The sequence below is a fragment of the uncultured Hymenobacter sp. genome (genome assembly GCF_964242765.1).
GTDB lineage: Bacteria > Bacteroidota > Bacteroidia > Cytophagales > Hymenobacteraceae > Hymenobacter.
Genome location: NZ_CAXTBM010000096.1, coordinates 1 through 15,256, shown reverse-complemented (window position 1 = coordinate 15,256; position 15,256 = coordinate 1). Strand labels below are relative to the sequence as shown.

The following is a 15,256-nucleotide window of genomic DNA, read 5'->3' as shown; positions in this document are numbered from 1 at the left end:
CTTTTTGCTACTGAATGAAAACGCAAGTAATTCTGCACCTCCTCCTTATATATATAGGTGCAGAAACCAATGTGCTATTTAGGGCCTAGCCCGCGAAGGCTTTAGTCTTTATAAATCCCGATGTAAAGGTTGGAGGGCGTAATGCTCCCCCGGTACATACCTTCAGAATTGAAGGGCAGCGCCACGTTACCGGCTGCATCCACGGCCGCAAGCCCCCCTTCCCCACCTACTGGCGCAAGCTTGTCGTGCACCACGATGCGACAGGCTTCAATTAAACTCAGTCCGCGGTACTCCATCAGGCAACTGATGTCGTGCGCCACCATGGCGCGCAAAAAAAATTCGCCGTGGCCGGTACAGCTAATAGCACAGGTGCGGTTGTCGGCGAAGGTGCCGGCCCCGATGATGGGTGAATCGCCGATGCGGGAGTAGCGTTTGTTGGTCATGCCACCGGTGCTAGTGGCCGCAGCTAAGTTGCCGAACTGGTCGCAGGCCACGGCGCCAACCGTACCCATTTTCTTTTTCGGGTCCTCGTTGGGAAAAGCAGCAGGTTCTTCGAGCGGCGCAGCCGTCTGCAAGGCCTGGCTGTGGTCGAGGCGCATCCGTCCCTCTTGCAGGGCTTCTTGTAGCTGCTCGTAACGATGTTCGGTGAAAAAGTATTCGGCGGGTTGGGTGGGCAAGCCATGCTCCAGGGCTAGCTCATCGGCGCCAGGGTAAGCAAGTAGCACGTGGTCGGTTTTTTCCATCACGAGCCGCGCGGCCCGGATAGGGTTCTGCACCGTACGCACGCCCGCTACGGCACCGGCGGCTCGGTTGCGCCCGTCCATGAGGGCGGCATCCATTTCCTGGTGCCCCTCATGGGTGAAGACAGCCCCCCGGCCAGCATTGAAGAGCGGGTTGTCTTCGAGGCTACGTACAGCCATTTCCACGGCATCAAGAGCTGCTCCCCCTTGGCGCAGAATGTCATAGCCGACTTCGAGGCTCGCGCGCAAGGCCGCCTGGTAGGCGAATTCCTTTTCCGGCGTCATGAGAGCGGGGGAAATAGTACCGGCACCACCGTGAATGGCCAAGGCGAGAGGATGATTCATGCGCAAAAAAACAGAGGCAAAAAGAAAAGATAAGCCAAAGATACGCAGGTCCCTGACCTCAACTGGTGCCTAACTGGATGGCCTAACCCCGTTTTTTTTCGTACGTTTGAATTACTGTTTTCACTCCCCAAAATATTTACCTTATGGCTTACGATGCTACCGGCCGCCTGCACGAAATCTTCGATGAACAGCAGGTGAGCGAGAAATTCCGCAAGCGCGAATTCGTGCTGGAAGTTGTAGATGGCCAGTACCCTGAGCATATCAAGTTCCAATTGGTGCAGGATAAAACTGCTCTCATCGACCCTTTCAAAGTGGGCGACGAGGTAAAAATTGCCTTTAACCTCCGGGGCCGCGGCTTCAACAAAAATGGTCAGATGCTGTATTTCACCAACCTAGAAGCGTGGCGCATCGAGCCCGCAGCAGGAGGAGGCGCTTCGGCGCCGCAAGGTGGCAGCTACGGCCAGCAGGCCGCGGCGGCTCCTCGCGCCGCCGCTCCCGCCGCCAACCAAAACCCCAACCTGCGCGCTTCGGCCGCGCCGATTGCCTCAGACGACGACAACGACCTGCCCTTCTAAGCTGGAGTTGTTGGCACTGGCCACTTCAGAAAATACCGCTTCTCTTCCAGGAAGCGGTATTTTTTTGACACGTAAATAGCGAGCAGGTTTTGCCACCATTCTATCTTTTACTTATATGCGTGTAAAGCAGTTGTGCCGCAAGCACGGCAGGCCTGCTTTATACCTATCGTGTCTGCTTCGCAGAAATCGATAAACTTTCAATCTGCATTCCCTCGTTTATAGCCGCAGACTGGCGCACTCGTTGCGCTACTTTCTGCTTACCCTGTATTTGCCGCGCATGGCTGTTTCTATAACTACTTCTCTTACTGGTAAAACTGTATTGGTAACCGGCGCCAGCAGTGGCATTGGCTTGGTAACGGCTCGTGAGCTAGCCCGGCGTGGAGCCAAAGTAATCTTGGTAGCTCGCAATGCCGAGAAAGTCGAACGCGCCCGTACTGCCATTCAGTTTGCCATTCCGCATGCGCAACTTGATATTCGCCTCTGCGACTTATCACTGCTAGCCAACGTGCGGCAGTTGGCGGCAGATCTTACGCATGACTACAGCCAACTGGATATTTTGGTCAATAATGCTGGCATCATGCCTGGCCCGCACACCCTCACCTCAGAAGGCCACGAATTAAGCTGGGTCACCAACCATTTATCGGTTTTTGCGCTTACCCAGTTGTTGCTCCCACTCCTGTCGGCAGCCGAGACCGGACGTATTGTTACAGTAGCGTCGGAGGCGCATTGGCTGGGCGAGATTGAGTTTTCGCAGGAAGTACGCAATGCCCCCGAAAAGTATAGCTGGCTCACGGCCTACGCCGACTCGAAGCTAGCCAACATCTTGTTTACCAACGAACTGGCCTACCGCTTGGAGCTTACCAACGTAACAGCCAACTGTTTGCATCCCGGCTTGGTCGATACGGGTTTGGTTCATGGGGGTAGTTCTTGGGCCATGAAGGCATTGTGGTGGCCAGCCAAGCCCTTTATGATTAGTCCGGAACGCGGGGCACAGACCACTTTGTACCTCGCTACCGCCCCGGAAGTGGCTAAGGTCAACGGAAGTTACTTTAAAAATTCCCGCCCCGGCCGCAGTTCTTCCCGCTCGCAAAACCGATCAGATGCGGCGCGGCTTTGGCGGATTTCGGAAGAGGAAACGGGATTAGCGTTGTAGCAACTTTTGCAGCGTTGCTTACGCCGAGTCAACAGAAAACACGTAGATAAAAAACAGGTCCGCACCACAAAATACTGGCTTCTGTTTTCATGCCGTATTTGGGTTGCGTACTAGTATAGCTGCTTATTGTCTTCACTCGAACGCACCAGCTGAAGCTCACGCAATTCTATGTCTGACCTACACAACTTAATCCGCTTAGGCGAGGGGGAACGACTGGAGTTTAAGAAGAAAACCACGCACCCCACCCGCATTTCGCGTACGCTAGTCTCACTGGCCAACACCCACGGCGGCCAAGTACTGGTTGGTGTCGACGACGATGGCCGCATCGTAGGCGTGCGCGACGTTGAAGAAGAAATGTATTTGCTGCGCCAAGCCGCCGAACACTACGCCGATCCGCCCCTGAAGCTCCGAATCAAAGAAATCGAGGAAGAGGGCCGCACCATACTAATCGTGACGGTGCCCGAGAGCCTGCACAAGCCTCACCGCGCCCAAGTAGCCGACGGCGACTGGCGCGGCTACGTGCGCGTACGCGACGAAAGCGTGCAAACCAGCCAGCTTACCGAACGGGCCTTGGAACGCACCGAGTTAGCCTTTCCACGCCTCGAAAAGCTTCCTCTTACCAAGGAAGAACTAGCGGTGCTAGACTATTTGCGCCAAAATCCGCGCATTACCCTGCCGCAATACATGAAACTGCTCAACATTGGGCAGCGCCGCGCCTACCGGACATTAATTAAATTGACGCTCCACGGTTATATAAAGCACCATGACAAGGAGAAGGAAGTGTATTATACACTATAGAGCTAAATTAAATTACGGCGAATTCCACTATCAGATAGCGCTCTGATTCGGCAGCTATAATTGGCTTTACTTGAATCCCATAATTAATGTAAATACTTTCTATCAACAACGGAATGACATCCCTTGACTCTTGCCTTAGAAATAAGCTATGTCCTCTAACGAAATCGTAATGCTTGGTATAGAATCCATTATTCAGTGGAATGCCATTAAACCAACCACTGAAAAACATACGTTTCTGAAAGTGCAGCTTTGAAACGCTAAATACAGGCATACCTTCCGTTCTATAATCGGCCGCATAGGGAATAACTATATTTGCAGAAACAGATAAATACCTACCAATAAATTTATGTTGTTCTGTTATTGTATTTAGCAACGTGTTGTTTTGCCCATAGAACTCATACGAATAACTAGCACAATATAAACACAGCGCTGACAGGACAACTACCAATGCTTTCGTGGCATATGTGTACCCTAACGAATTTGTGGTTCTGTAGAACACAAATAGCAATGGGAACAGTACAGATAGCATTACCCTATACTTTAGAACACCTATAAATGATACAAAAACAATTGTTATCATAAAGGCTAATACAGTCAGTACGATAGCTATTCTTTCTGAAGCTTTATATAAATTAATAAATAGAATAAAAAGTGCAACTCCTATAAATGCTAGGTATTTTTTGTAAAACGTCAAGGAGGCGGGCACATTTTTAAGTTTATCAGTGAAGCTTATATGTGCTATTGCATTATTAATTTTACTTAAACTTTCAATATCAATCACATTACTATCTTGAAAGAACTTCATAAGCAGTGCATAGTCAACAGAGCGTATCCCTGGTGGCAGTTTACTCTTTAGTGTCTTTGCGTTGGGATTGTCATTAATTTCACCTCGTAGTTTGTTATACTCTTTATAAGCTTTCCAGCCGTTTTCGTGACTGTAGCTAGCCTGATCAACATATTCAAAAGAGCCAATCAGCATAATACATACACTGAAGTATCCTATAGCCAATCTTATACTAGCACTAGCTTTGCTGGCTTCTATTGCTTCTTTGATGTAGAACGGAAACGAAATAAATAGCACCAAGAATGATACCTCCAATCTGATCAGAGACCCAATAACACAAAAAGCAATACCTAAACCTTTCCGGTAGCCCTGCTTCTCAAGCATAAGCACTATTCCGGCCAAGCTAACTATGGCCGCAGTAGTTGTAAACTGTAGGTGCAGCAGAATTTGAGATTCAAGTATACAAAACAACAATATATTTACCAGTTTTAAATATTTTGCAGCTTTGCCTTTTATTATGACAAATAAAATAATAGACAATGAAATAGTATGCAGTAATAGAAATACCAAAGTGTACCATTCTATTTCCGCAGTAATTGAGTAAAGCAATTTTAATCCTAATCCATATATATAATTTATAAAAACCAGATGAGCCTCTGGTGCACCCCCATAACTTCCTGAGGCAATCAGCAGCATACAAATATCGTCGTTCTCTTCAAACCTAGTAGGAAGAAAAGCGACTAAGCTAGTAACAGCGAGAGAAGTTAAAATAAATATTCTTGAAAATATATTTCTGCTTATTTTAGAAAAAATAAAATCAAAAAATTCAATCATTAGTATTTAGGCTTATCCATTTTTCTTTCAAGCAAGATATGATTACTTAACTTGTTCTAGGGGTTGCTAAGAGCCAATAAAAAGCCCCGAGTTGAAGTTTTCAACTCGGGGCTTTTTATTGCTACTCCTGCTTACGGGCACGAGTTTGTTTCTTTTCTTCCTTTGCAGCTTTCTTTTCCTTGGTAGTCTTAACAGGCTCCTTCTTTTTTTCTTTGCGGGCGTCTTGTGCTTTGGCCATGATGTGAGGATTTTAGGAGTGTGAGGTAGGATAAATAACGCAGCCTGCGCGTGGCATGTTGCTCGTTAGGCAGGTAAATCAGGCAAGTATCGCTGCTGCAATATATGCAGATGATGCGCCTCGTGGCCAGGCAAAATAAATGCTAGCGCCCGGACACTCACAGGAAATCCACTTGCTATGCCCATCCGGTCGTAGGCTCCCGGTTGAAACGACTCAAACAAGCTTAGGGTGGCGGCCCGTACGGTGTCGTATTCCTTTACAATGCTTTCCAAGGAACGCTCATTGGCCCCAGAGTAGGGCACATACTCGTCTTGGTCGAAGCCGGCCAGCGGCTGTTGGTCGCCGCGGGCAATGCGCAGGGCCCGGTAGGCGAAAATGCGCTCCGTATCAAGTATATGCACCAGCATTTCCTTGATGCTCCACTTGCCAGGAGCATAGGCAAAGCCGGCTTGCTCGTCGGTGAGCTGACCGACGAGGCGACGCAGCTCCTCGGGTTGCTGCTGAAGCTGCACCAACGGGTCGGTTCCCTCAGGAACGAGGCAGATATAGGTGTCGTAGTAGGCGTTGTACTGACCGACGACGGGGCGGAGAAAGGAAGACATGGAGGCAATGGGAAGTGCTGCGGCCTCTAAGTACTGAGAAAAAAACTTTCCGCCGCGGCGTCTTCTCCTGTTAAGCCGCCGCCGGCTGCTCCACGGACTAGTTAGCGGGCTCTTATCCACCTGGAGTACTAGCTGCGGCGGCCGGGTGCCAGGCGTGCCGAAAGCCCAATGCAGGAAGTCGGGCAGCAGGTGGCCCCACGTATATTGGTTGTGGCGGCCACCGGCTACTTCCACATAGCGGACGCGGGAATCGGGCAGGCCCTGGCGGACCAACACGGCCATCAGGTCGAGGGTGTCTTCGATGGAGTCGATGATGCCGTTGTGGTTCCGGTCGTTGGTTTCGTCGAGGGTGCCGGTTTGCAGCCAGAACCGGTGGTCGGGGTGCGCGGGGCGGGTCCGCACAAGGCGGTGCATGATCCGGTCGGCATCGGTGTAGCCGTCTTCTATGGCCCGGCGGCGCCACCAAAATGAGCCCGAAAAAGCCCCGGCCCGCGTGGCTATTTCGGGGTGGTGCCACACAAAATCAAACGCAGTCAGGCCGCCCAGGGAGAAGCCCGCATATACAGTTTGATTGGGGTCGGAGGTGACGTGGTAGTGCTGCCGGACGTGGGTCACTAACTCGTGCAACACAAACTCGGTGTAGCGGCCGGCCCGGCTGCCCCGGCTAAGGTAATCGGGCTGCGCGGCGGTGCCATATTCCTGAATTCGCTCGTGGGCATGAATGGCGACAAGCACGAACGGGTCGAGCTGACGCTGCCGGTAAAGATGGCGGAGCGTGGCGGGCAGGCGCAGACGCCGCAAATCCTGGCCGTCGTTGAGGTAAAGTACGGGGTAGCGCGTGGGCGTGGTAGGGTCGTAGCCGGGTGGCAGCACGACATCTAGCCGGACGGGCCGCCCCAGAAACCTGGAATGTAGCGCAGTGTCGCGCACTACTTGTAAGGCGCTGGTGCGCTCGGAATCAATTGACAAATACATCCACAAAAGTAAAATTGTTGGCCGTTACAATAACCTCCTCCTTGGTGATAGCCGTTTAGGCGGAAAAGAATAGCGCAGAGATTTTCAATAAGTTTCAACTTATTCTTTTCTTATTGTCATTGTTCACCATTAGCCAACTCGATTTTGCAGGAAGCCTACCGTCCATTTTACTCGCACAACCTCGGCCACGACGTGGAGATGCTCGTTTTCGGCGACCTTGGCTACCCCATCGTACTCTTCCCCACTTCGATGGGGCGCTACTATGAGGCCAAAGATTTCAAGCTGATAGAAGCCGTGCAGTGGTTTGCCGACACGCACAAATTCAAGTTTTACTGCATTGATGGCGTAGACCGCCACACGTGGTACGGCAAGCACCTGCACCCGGCCGAGCGGGTGCAAAACCACATTCGCTACGACCATATGGTGAGCCAGGAATTGGTGCCCATGGTGCAGCGCGAGTGCCACGTCGATAAGATTGGGGTGGCGGGCTGTAGCTTCGGCGGATTCCACGCCATGAACTTTGCCTTCCGCCACCCCGAGCAGGTAGCTCACCTCTTCACCATGGGCGCCGCCTTCGATATCCGGCAGTTTCTGGACGGTTACTACGACGAGAACGTCTACTACAACAACCCGCCCGATTTCATGCCCGATGCGCAGAACGAGCATTTTTACAGCATGAATATCGTGCTCGGCACCGCCGAACACGACTTCTGCAAAGGCTCTAATTACCAGATGTCTGATATTTTGCACCGCAAAGGCATCCGCCACTGGTTGGACGTGAATCCGTTCGGCACCCACGACTGGCCGGTGTGGCGTGAGATGTTTCCCCGTTATTTGTCGCAGATTTAAGAGTTCATTCGGCGGATTTCCGCTTGCACTTTCCACCTTAATCCTGCCCGGACTCTTCCCTCCGGGCTCAGCTTATGAAAAAAATCGGCATTCTTTTCGGACAGGAAAACACCTTCCCCCAAGCCTTCGTGGACCGCGTAAACCAGAAAGCGGGCGGCAGCTTCGAGGCTGAATTTGTTGGTATCAACCAAGTTGAGCAGGCGGTACCGACCGATTACGCTGTCATCATCGACCGGATTTCGCAGGATGTGCCCTTCTACCGGGCCTACCTCAAAAACGCCGCCCTGACGGGCACGGCCGTTATCAACAACCCTTTCTGGTGGAGCGCCGACGAGAAATTTTTCAACAATGCGTTGGCCGTGCAGCTAGGCGTACCGGTGCCGCGCACCCTGCTGCTGCCGTCCAAAGAGCGCCCCACCGATACCAGCCACAACTCGTTCCGTAACCTGGAATGGACCAATTGGGACGAGGCTTTTGCCAAAATCGGCTTCCCGGCTTTCATGAAGCCCCACTCCGGCGGCGGCTGGAAAAGCGTGTACAAGCTTGATAACCCACACGACTTCTTCCGGGCCTATGACGAGACCGGCCAACTGGTGATGATGCTACAGGAAGCCGTGGAGTTCACCGATTACTTCCGCTGCTACTGCATCGGCGGCAAAGACGTGCTCATCATGCCCTACGAGCCGCGCAACGAGCCCCACCTGCGCTACGCCACCGAAATGAAAACCACGGGCCAGGCCGGCAAAAAGCTCCTGGCTACCATGAAAGACTACGTGCTCAAGCTAAACCAAGGCCTGGGCTACGACTTCAACACCGTAGAATTTGCAGTACGCGACGGTATTCCGCTGGCTATCGACTTCGGCAACCCGGCTCCCGATGCTGATGTGAGGTCGGTAGGCCAGCAGAACTTCGAGTGGGTGGTAGAAGCCGCCGCCAATTTGGCTATCAGCCGCGCCAAGGCGCACAAAGCCGGCCGGGATAACCTGACTTGGGGCACGTTCGTACGAAACTCAGCGGGTGGCGCGGTTGCACCAGTTAAGAAAGCCGCCGCAAAAAAGGACGATGAGGCGAAGCCCAAATCCAAGAAGAAAGAATAGGTAGCGTTTATTGAACTGTCATTCCGACGCAGGAGGAATCTGAGTCAACCTGTTGAATGGCTTGGCTCAGATTCCTCCTGCGTCGGAATGACAGTTATTGACCACTTATACCAGCTTAGCCATGGCCATACCCCAATTCACGCTCGGAATAGAAGAGGAATTTCAGACGATAGACCCCGAAACCCGTGACTTACGCTCCCACATGTCGGAGATTGTGGAGGGCGGCAAAGTGGTGTTGCAGGAGCAAGTAAAGGCCGAAATGCACCAGTCGGTGGTGGAGGTCGGCACAACCATCTGCCACAACATTGGGGAGGCGCGGGAGCAGGTGACGCACCTGCGCCGCATGGTGATTGACCTGGCCGACAAAGTCGGGCTCAAGATAGCCGCGGCCGGTACGCACCCGTTTTCGCGCTGGCAGGATCAGCCGATTACGGTCGACGCCCGCTACGACAAGATTGTAGAGGAATTGCAGGAAGCGGCCCGCTCTAACCTCGTTTTTGGGATGCACGTACACATCGGGCTCGAAAACCGGGACTTGGGCGTGTACGTGATGAACACGCTGCGCTACTTTCTGCCCCACATTTTCGCCTTGTCCACGAACTCGCCGTTCTGGGAAGGGCGTGAAACCGGCTACAAGTCCTTTAGAACCAAGGTATTTGAGCGGTTTCCGCGTACCGGTATCCCCGATTACTTCAGCAGCGCCAGCGAGTACGACGAGTACATTGCGCTACTGGTAAAAACGGGCTGCATCGACAACGGCAAGAAGATTTGGTGGGATTTGCGCCTACACCCGTTCTTCGATACCATCGAATATCGCATCTGCGACATGCCGTTGCGAGTGGATGAAACCGTGGCGCTGGCGGCGGTGATGCAAGCGTTGGTAGCCAAGATCTACAAGCTCAAGAGCCAGAACCTCAACTTCCGGCTCTATCGCAAAGCCCTCATCAACGAAAACAAATGGCGTGCGGCGCGCTATGGCATCGACAGCAAAATGATTGATTTCGGGAAGGAATCAGAAGTGCCGACCCGGGAGTTGATTATGGAACTGCTTGAGTTCGTGGACGACGTGTTAGACGAACTCGGCAGCCGCCACGAGGTGGAATATATACTCAAGATGCTGGAAATGGGTACCGGCGCCGACCGACAGATAAAGGTGTTCAAGGAAACCAATGACCTGAAAAAGGTAGTCGATTTCATCGTGGAAGAAACCACTTACGGTTTATAAGTACAAAGCGAGGAAACGCTAAGCGCCCGGTTGTCGTTTCCTTGCTTTCCAAACTTAGTTTACAGCAATACCACTGTTCACTGTACAAAGCTTTTGCTTTCAACTAGGCCAGTACTCCTGATCTAGGTAGATCGGTATTCATTTTTGTACTTTTGCTTTTTGCTGCCACTCAACTAACAGCTAATCAGGCAGCTACTCCACTGTTTTGAAATACCCAAGCCGCCGGGCGGGCACACTATATGAAATCTCTGAAAATTGCAATTCTGGATATGTACAACAATGCCCCTAACGAGGGCATGCGCTGTATTCTCCAACTCGTGGGGCGGGCGCAAGAAACCAGCCCCGCCAGCCTTTCCTTCGACGTATTCAACGTGCGGGCCAACGTAGAGTTGCCCGATCTGAGCTACGACATCTACATTTCCAGTGGGGGGCCAGGCAGTCCGCTTCCTACGGATGAGCCCTGGGAAAAACCGTATTTCTCGCTCATCGACAACCTGTTTGCCTGGAACCAGAAAAACAACTTGAAAAAGCATGTTTTTCTGATTTGTCACTCGTTTCAGCTCGTGAGCCGGCATTTGGAAGTCGGCGTGCTAAGTAAGCGCCGTTCCACTTCGTTCGGTATCTTCCCGATGCACAAAACCGAAGCCGGCCAGTCCGATTCGCTGCTGCACGCTCTGCCCGAGCCTTTCTACTCGGTGGATTCGCGCGACTACCAAGTGACGGAGCCCGAAGAAGCCCGTTTAACGGAGCTTGGCATTGAGATTCTGGCGATGGAAAAAGAGCGGCCTCACGTACCCCTCGACCGGGCCATTATGGCGATTCGCTTCACGCCCGAAATCATCGGCACCCAATTTCACCCCGAAGCGGATGGCGAAGGCATGTTGCGCCACTTCCAAACCGCCGAGAAGCGCGAGCAAATCATTGCCAATCATGGGGAGGCGAAATACGAGGAAATGGTGCGTCTGCTCCAAGACCCCGAAACCATTGAGCTGACCGAGTCCCTTGTTATTCCCACCTTCCTGCGGCAGGCTATTGCGGCGCTAGTTCCAACAGCAGTCGAGCAGCAGCCCGCTGGCGTGACGTATTAGAATTGCATCTCGTCTGCTTGTTGTTCCGACGCAGGAGGAATCTGAGTATAGTGATTGGACAACTTTGTCCAGATTCCTCCTGCGTCGGAACAACAAACGGATAATGTGTCTCTCAACTTCCTGCTTTATTTCATCAACCAATGATTCCTGAATTTCGCTCTCGCTATAACCAAGCCTTTAGCCCCGAACGCTACCAGGAAATGTTGCGCACCATAGAGCAGGAGTTGCCGGGTCAGTTGGAGTTCCGGTTGGCCGAGACGCCGATTTTTGTCCCGGCGGCTTTGCGGGAAAAGCTGGTGCAGGCCGGGGAAAGTATTATTGATGTGCTGACGGCACCCGACTTTAAGGCCCGCACCGAGTTGGCCGTACCGCCCGCGCTTCGGGTACCGAACGAGAATGCCCACACCTCGTTTCTGGCCATTGACTACGCCGTGTGCCGCGGTGCTGACGGCGAGTTGGAGCCACAGCTTATTGAGTTACAAGGATTTCCTTCCCTGTACGCCTTTCAAGATTACTTGCAGGGTGCTTTTCGCCGGCTATTTCCGGTGCCCGATTCGGTTTCGCACCTCTTCCAGGCGGCTAGCTCCGCTGAATACCTGGCGAAGCTCCGGCAACTGATTGTGGGCAACGAAAATCCGGAAAATGTTATTCTGCTGGAGCTGTTTCCAGAAAAGCAGAAAACGCGGATTGACTTCGAGCTAACCAAGCGGTATCTGGGTGTGATACCTGTATGTCTGACCAAAGTACGCAAAGATGGCCGGCAGCTGTACTACGAGTTGGAAGGCCGCCGCATTCCTATCAAGCGCATCTACAATCGGGTCATTTTCGACGAGTTAGCCCATTATCCGGGTCTGGAAACCGAGTTCGAGCTAACCGACGATGTGGACGTGGAATGGGTGGGCCACCCCAACTGGTTTTTCCGCATCAGCAAATACACGCTCCCCCTGCTCCACAGCCCCTATATCCCCCCGAGCTACCGCCTCGACCAACTGCCTACCTACCCCGTTGACCTGGAAAATTACGTGCTCAAGCCTTTGTTCTCCTTCGCGGGCAGTGGCGTGAAGCTCGACGTAACGGCCGCCGACTTAGAAGCCATATCCGACAAGCACAACTACTTGTTGCAGCGCAAAGTGCAGTACGAGCCCGTTGTTCAGTCGCCGGACGGGCTGGTGAAGTGCGAAATCCGCATGCTCTACGGTTGGCCCGACGGCGACGCCCGCCCTACCCTGCTCACCAACCTGGGCCGCCTGAGCCGTGGGGCCATGATCGGGGTGGATTTCAACAAAAACAAAGATTGGGTTGGCGGCTCGGTGTGCTTCTTCGAGTAGGTTCTATTAGCAGTTACGCATCTGTTAATAGTTCGGGGCTATGGCATAAGCAACCTCGGCTACTTAGGGCGCTGGCCCGCTTGAGCTTCAACAGAAACAAGGATCGAGCAGGCAGTACTTTGCTCTTGTTCAAGCAGGATTTTACTGCTAAAAGGCTTACGTATGAGGCAGCGCTAAACTTGAAAAATAGCTGAAAAAAGGCAGCCCCAAAGACATGACTAAAAGAACTGCGCTGATACTACTGCTTATTGGGAGCTGCCAACTTGCTACGAAAGCTCAACAAATTGATAGCCTATCTTTTATTCGGTCGAAGCGCATGTCGGATGCCGACCTTGCCAAAAAGCGGGAAGGCACCTTTATAACCGGCTTACCTGATCTTTCCTCGGATCCGGTTACTGGTTTTGGTGTGGGGATAAAATCCAATATCTACTGGAATGGTACCCGGGCTAATCCGCTCTTTGCCTACACGCCCTATCTGGCGCACCTCAAGGCAAACGTGGCTTATTTCACCACCAATGCCCGCGAGCTTTCGTTGTCGGCTGACGTTCCCTACTACCGCGGCTCCCGGTGGCGCTACCGAGTTGACTTCAAAGCGCAGCAAAACCCTTCCAACCTGTATTTCGGAGCCAACGAAATCACCCTAGGGCCGCTTCGGCTGCCCGCTAATCCCGCCGAGACCTTCGACACGTACGAGGAGTATAATACTGCCAGACAGCGGTTGCGCAGCGGCCAGGCCGGCGAAGCGGCATTCGTGGGTGACGCGCTGTCCAACCGCTTTCGGGAAACGGAGTTTATGCTGAATCTGAAAGCAGACTACGCGCTGGGCAAAGGCAAATGGCGCGTGATGGGTGGCTACGAAATCCAAAACCTGCAATACAAAACCTTTACGGGAACTGAAACCGAGGCCACCAACCCTACCACGGGTGAAACGCAGGAAGCGCCCAACGGAAAGTCTTTGCTGGAACGGGATTTCGAGCAAGGATTAATTTTTGGTCTTGATGGTGGGTGGGTATCGTTGTTGCAAACCGCCCTCATCTACGACACCCGCGACTTCGAGCCCGACCCTACAAAAGGTCGTTATTTTGAAGCGGCCAATGAGTTTTCAAATAAAATAATTGGCTCCCAATTCAACTTCAACAAGGTTTTTTTCCAAGGCCGCGCGTATCAAAAGCTCCCCTTCGGCAAACGAACCGTATTGGCCGGACGGATTGCGGCCGGCACCATATTCGGCCGCAGAGCGCCATTTTTCGAGTTTCAGGATCAGTGGAGCCCAGACGGAAGCATCAACGCCTTAGGTGGGCGACAATCGTTGCGAGGATACCGGCAAAACCGTTTTTTAGCGCGCACAGTTGCCTTTTCCAACTTAGAGGTGCGGATACGGCTGATAGATGTAAAAGTAGGCCGGCAGAACTTTGGTATCGGCGTTGCGCCTTTCTTTGATGCCGGTACAGTGCGCAACCGTTGGCAAGACTTAGATTTCACTGCTATCAAGACCTCCTATGGCGCCGGCCTAAGAACCGCGTGGAACTTGTCGACGCTGTTGTTTCTCGACTACGGGATTTCCAAGGAGGATCAGTTGATTTTCTTTGGCATCGGACAGATTTTCTAGCGCCGCAGCTGCTTGCGTTTAAATGCTGCGCTATTTCTGGCGCGGGTCACAACAAAGGCAACTCTGAATGCCTGCTTGGCCCGTGTAAGTAGCTCAGTTGAAAGTTACCTCACCCCGCAGTCTAACAGCTATTAACTTACAGCACGGATAACCTGCCTTCCACAGCTCGCGTAAGCCCGAAGAAAATACATTCCTATGTCTTCTCTTTTCGAAAAAGGACTTTCCATTTCCAAAAACGCGCTGTTTAGCGTATTTCTCAACCGGGCTGGCAAACTCCTGGGTCGCCCTTTTCGGGCGGTGCTCGTGCTCAACGAAGTAGCCAACAAGCTCGCCAGCAAGGAAAGCGGCGACAATAAGTTCAAGCAGGTGTTCGACGTGGCCCGCACCTTGGTGCGGCTGGTACGCAACTATATCAGCGGCAGCTACCGGCAGGTAGATACCAGCACCATTGTGGCCGGGTTGGCCGTGTTGCTCTACACCCTTTCGCCAATTGATCTAGTACCCGACTTTGTGCCTGTCGTGGGCTTTCTCGATGATTTGGCGCTGATTAGCTGGTTTGTCGAGAAGTTCCAAGATGAAATTCGCCGCTTCCGCGAGTGGGAAGCCGCCAACCCAACCGACGAAACCAATGATATTCCGGCGGCTTCAACTTCTCCGGTGTATGCTGCTTCCAATACCAATGCCGAGAACCTGCCAGCCGTAGCGGAAATGGGGCACTCATAAACTACAGTTTTTAGCTGCTTTTTAGCAAACAAAGCGCCTGACCCGAGTTGGTCAGGCGCTTTATTTATGTCCTCTTACCAGACCCCGAGCATTCACAAACAACACGGCGCGCAATCGGATGCCAGCGAATGGTCCACTATTTTCGTGTTCTTCCTTTACCCATCTACCCTGCTATGATTTCACGTTTCCGGCTGGCGCTGCTGGCCTTGGCACTTATTTGCTTTTTGCCCCAGGCCCGCGCTGATGAGGGCCTGTGGCTGCCGCTGCTGCTCAAGCAACTCAACGAGGCCGAC

At 52.5% G+C, this 15,256-nt stretch carries 12 protein-coding genes and 1 pseudogene; 10 read left to right on the top strand and 3 right to left on the bottom strand.

The genetic code is table 11. The features are described from left to right. Window positions 1-101 precede the first annotated feature (101 nt). Complete coding sequence (locus tag ACFE7X_RS23475) at window positions 102-1,085, bottom strand: isoaspartyl peptidase/L-asparaginase family protein (protein ID WP_375438113.1); 984 nt, start codon at window positions 1,083-1,085, stop codon at window positions 102-104. Between the two features lie 143 nt (window positions 1,086-1,228). On the opposite strand from ACFE7X_RS23475, the gene ACFE7X_RS23470 reads away from it, so the two are divergent. The 3 genes from ACFE7X_RS23470 to ACFE7X_RS23460 all read left to right on the top strand — a co-directional run bounded on the left by ACFE7X_RS23470 (window position 1,229) and on the right by ACFE7X_RS23460 (window position 3,611). Then, the gene (locus ACFE7X_RS23470) at window positions 1,229-1,660 is read left to right on the top strand and encodes a DUF3127 domain-containing protein (RefSeq protein ID WP_375438112.1); all 432 of its coding nucleotides are present in this window, start codon (window positions 1,229-1,231) and stop codon (window positions 1,658-1,660) included. A 277-nt stretch (window positions 1,661-1,937) separates the two neighbouring features. Further along, window positions 1,938-2,813 (top strand): SDR family NAD(P)-dependent oxidoreductase, encoded by an 876-nt coding sequence (locus ACFE7X_RS23465; RefSeq protein WP_375438111.1) that lies wholly within the window; start codon window positions 1,938-1,940, stop codon window positions 2,811-2,813. Between the two features lie 168 nt (window positions 2,814-2,981). Beyond that, window positions 2,982-3,611 (top strand): helix-turn-helix domain-containing protein, encoded by a 630-nt coding sequence (locus tag ACFE7X_RS23460; RefSeq protein WP_375438110.1) that lies wholly within the window; start codon window positions 2,982-2,984, stop codon window positions 3,609-3,611. Window positions 3,612-3,618: 7 nt separating this feature from the next. On the opposite strand, the gene ACFE7X_RS23455 is transcribed toward ACFE7X_RS23460, so the two are convergent. Continuing rightward, window positions 3,619-5,229, bottom strand: a complete 1,611-nt coding sequence (locus ACFE7X_RS23455) for a hypothetical protein (RefSeq protein WP_375438109.1) — start codon at window positions 5,227-5,229, stop codon at window positions 3,619-3,621. A gap of 303 nt (window positions 5,230-5,532) precedes the next feature. Next, window positions 5,533-7,038 carry an alpha/beta hydrolase-fold protein gene (locus ACFE7X_RS23450; RefSeq protein WP_375438108.1) on the bottom strand — a complete coding sequence of 502 codons (1,506 nt, stop codon included), beginning with the start codon at window positions 7,036-7,038 and terminating at the stop codon, window positions 5,533-5,535. Between the two features lie 150 nt (window positions 7,039-7,188). Here ACFE7X_RS23450 and ACFE7X_RS23445 point away from each other — a divergent pair, with 150 nt between their 5' ends. The 7 genes and pseudogenes from ACFE7X_RS23445 to ACFE7X_RS23415 all read left to right on the top strand — a co-directional run. After that, window positions 7,189-7,893, top strand: a complete 705-nt coding sequence (locus ACFE7X_RS23445; protein ID WP_375438107.1) for an alpha/beta hydrolase-fold protein — start codon at window positions 7,189-7,191, stop codon at window positions 7,891-7,893. Window positions 7,894-7,967: 74 nt separating this feature from the next. Then, window positions 7,968-8,990, top strand: coding sequence for a RimK family alpha-L-glutamate ligase (locus tag ACFE7X_RS23440; RefSeq protein WP_375438106.1), 1,023 nt, complete (start codon window positions 7,968-7,970; stop codon window positions 8,988-8,990). A 127-nt stretch (window positions 8,991-9,117) separates the two neighbouring features. Continuing rightward, window positions 9,118-10,215: a carboxylate-amine ligase gene (locus ACFE7X_RS23435; RefSeq protein WP_375438114.1), complete on the top strand. Its 1,098-nt coding sequence runs from the start codon at window positions 9,118-9,120 to the stop codon at window positions 10,213-10,215. A 239-nt stretch (window positions 10,216-10,454) separates the two neighbouring features. Beyond that, window positions 10,455-11,303 carry a type 1 glutamine amidotransferase gene (locus tag ACFE7X_RS23430; RefSeq protein ID WP_375438105.1) on the top strand — a complete coding sequence of 283 codons (849 nt, stop codon included), beginning with the start codon at window positions 10,455-10,457 and terminating at the stop codon, window positions 11,301-11,303. A 140-nt stretch (window positions 11,304-11,443) separates the two neighbouring features. Then, window positions 11,444-12,631, top strand: coding sequence for a hypothetical protein (locus ACFE7X_RS23425; RefSeq protein ID WP_375438104.1), 1,188 nt, complete (start codon window positions 11,444-11,446; stop codon window positions 12,629-12,631). A gap of 214 nt (window positions 12,632-12,845) precedes the next feature. Beyond that, entirely contained in the window at window positions 12,846-14,240 is a 1,395-nt protein-coding gene (locus ACFE7X_RS23420; RefSeq protein ID WP_375438103.1) for a DUF5982 domain-containing protein, read from the top strand. A 441-nt stretch (window positions 14,241-14,681) separates the two neighbouring features. Next, window positions 14,682-14,789: pseudogene (locus tag ACFE7X_RS23415) on the top strand (YkvA family protein); the annotation flags it as partial. Window positions 14,790-15,256: the final 467 nt, after the last annotated feature.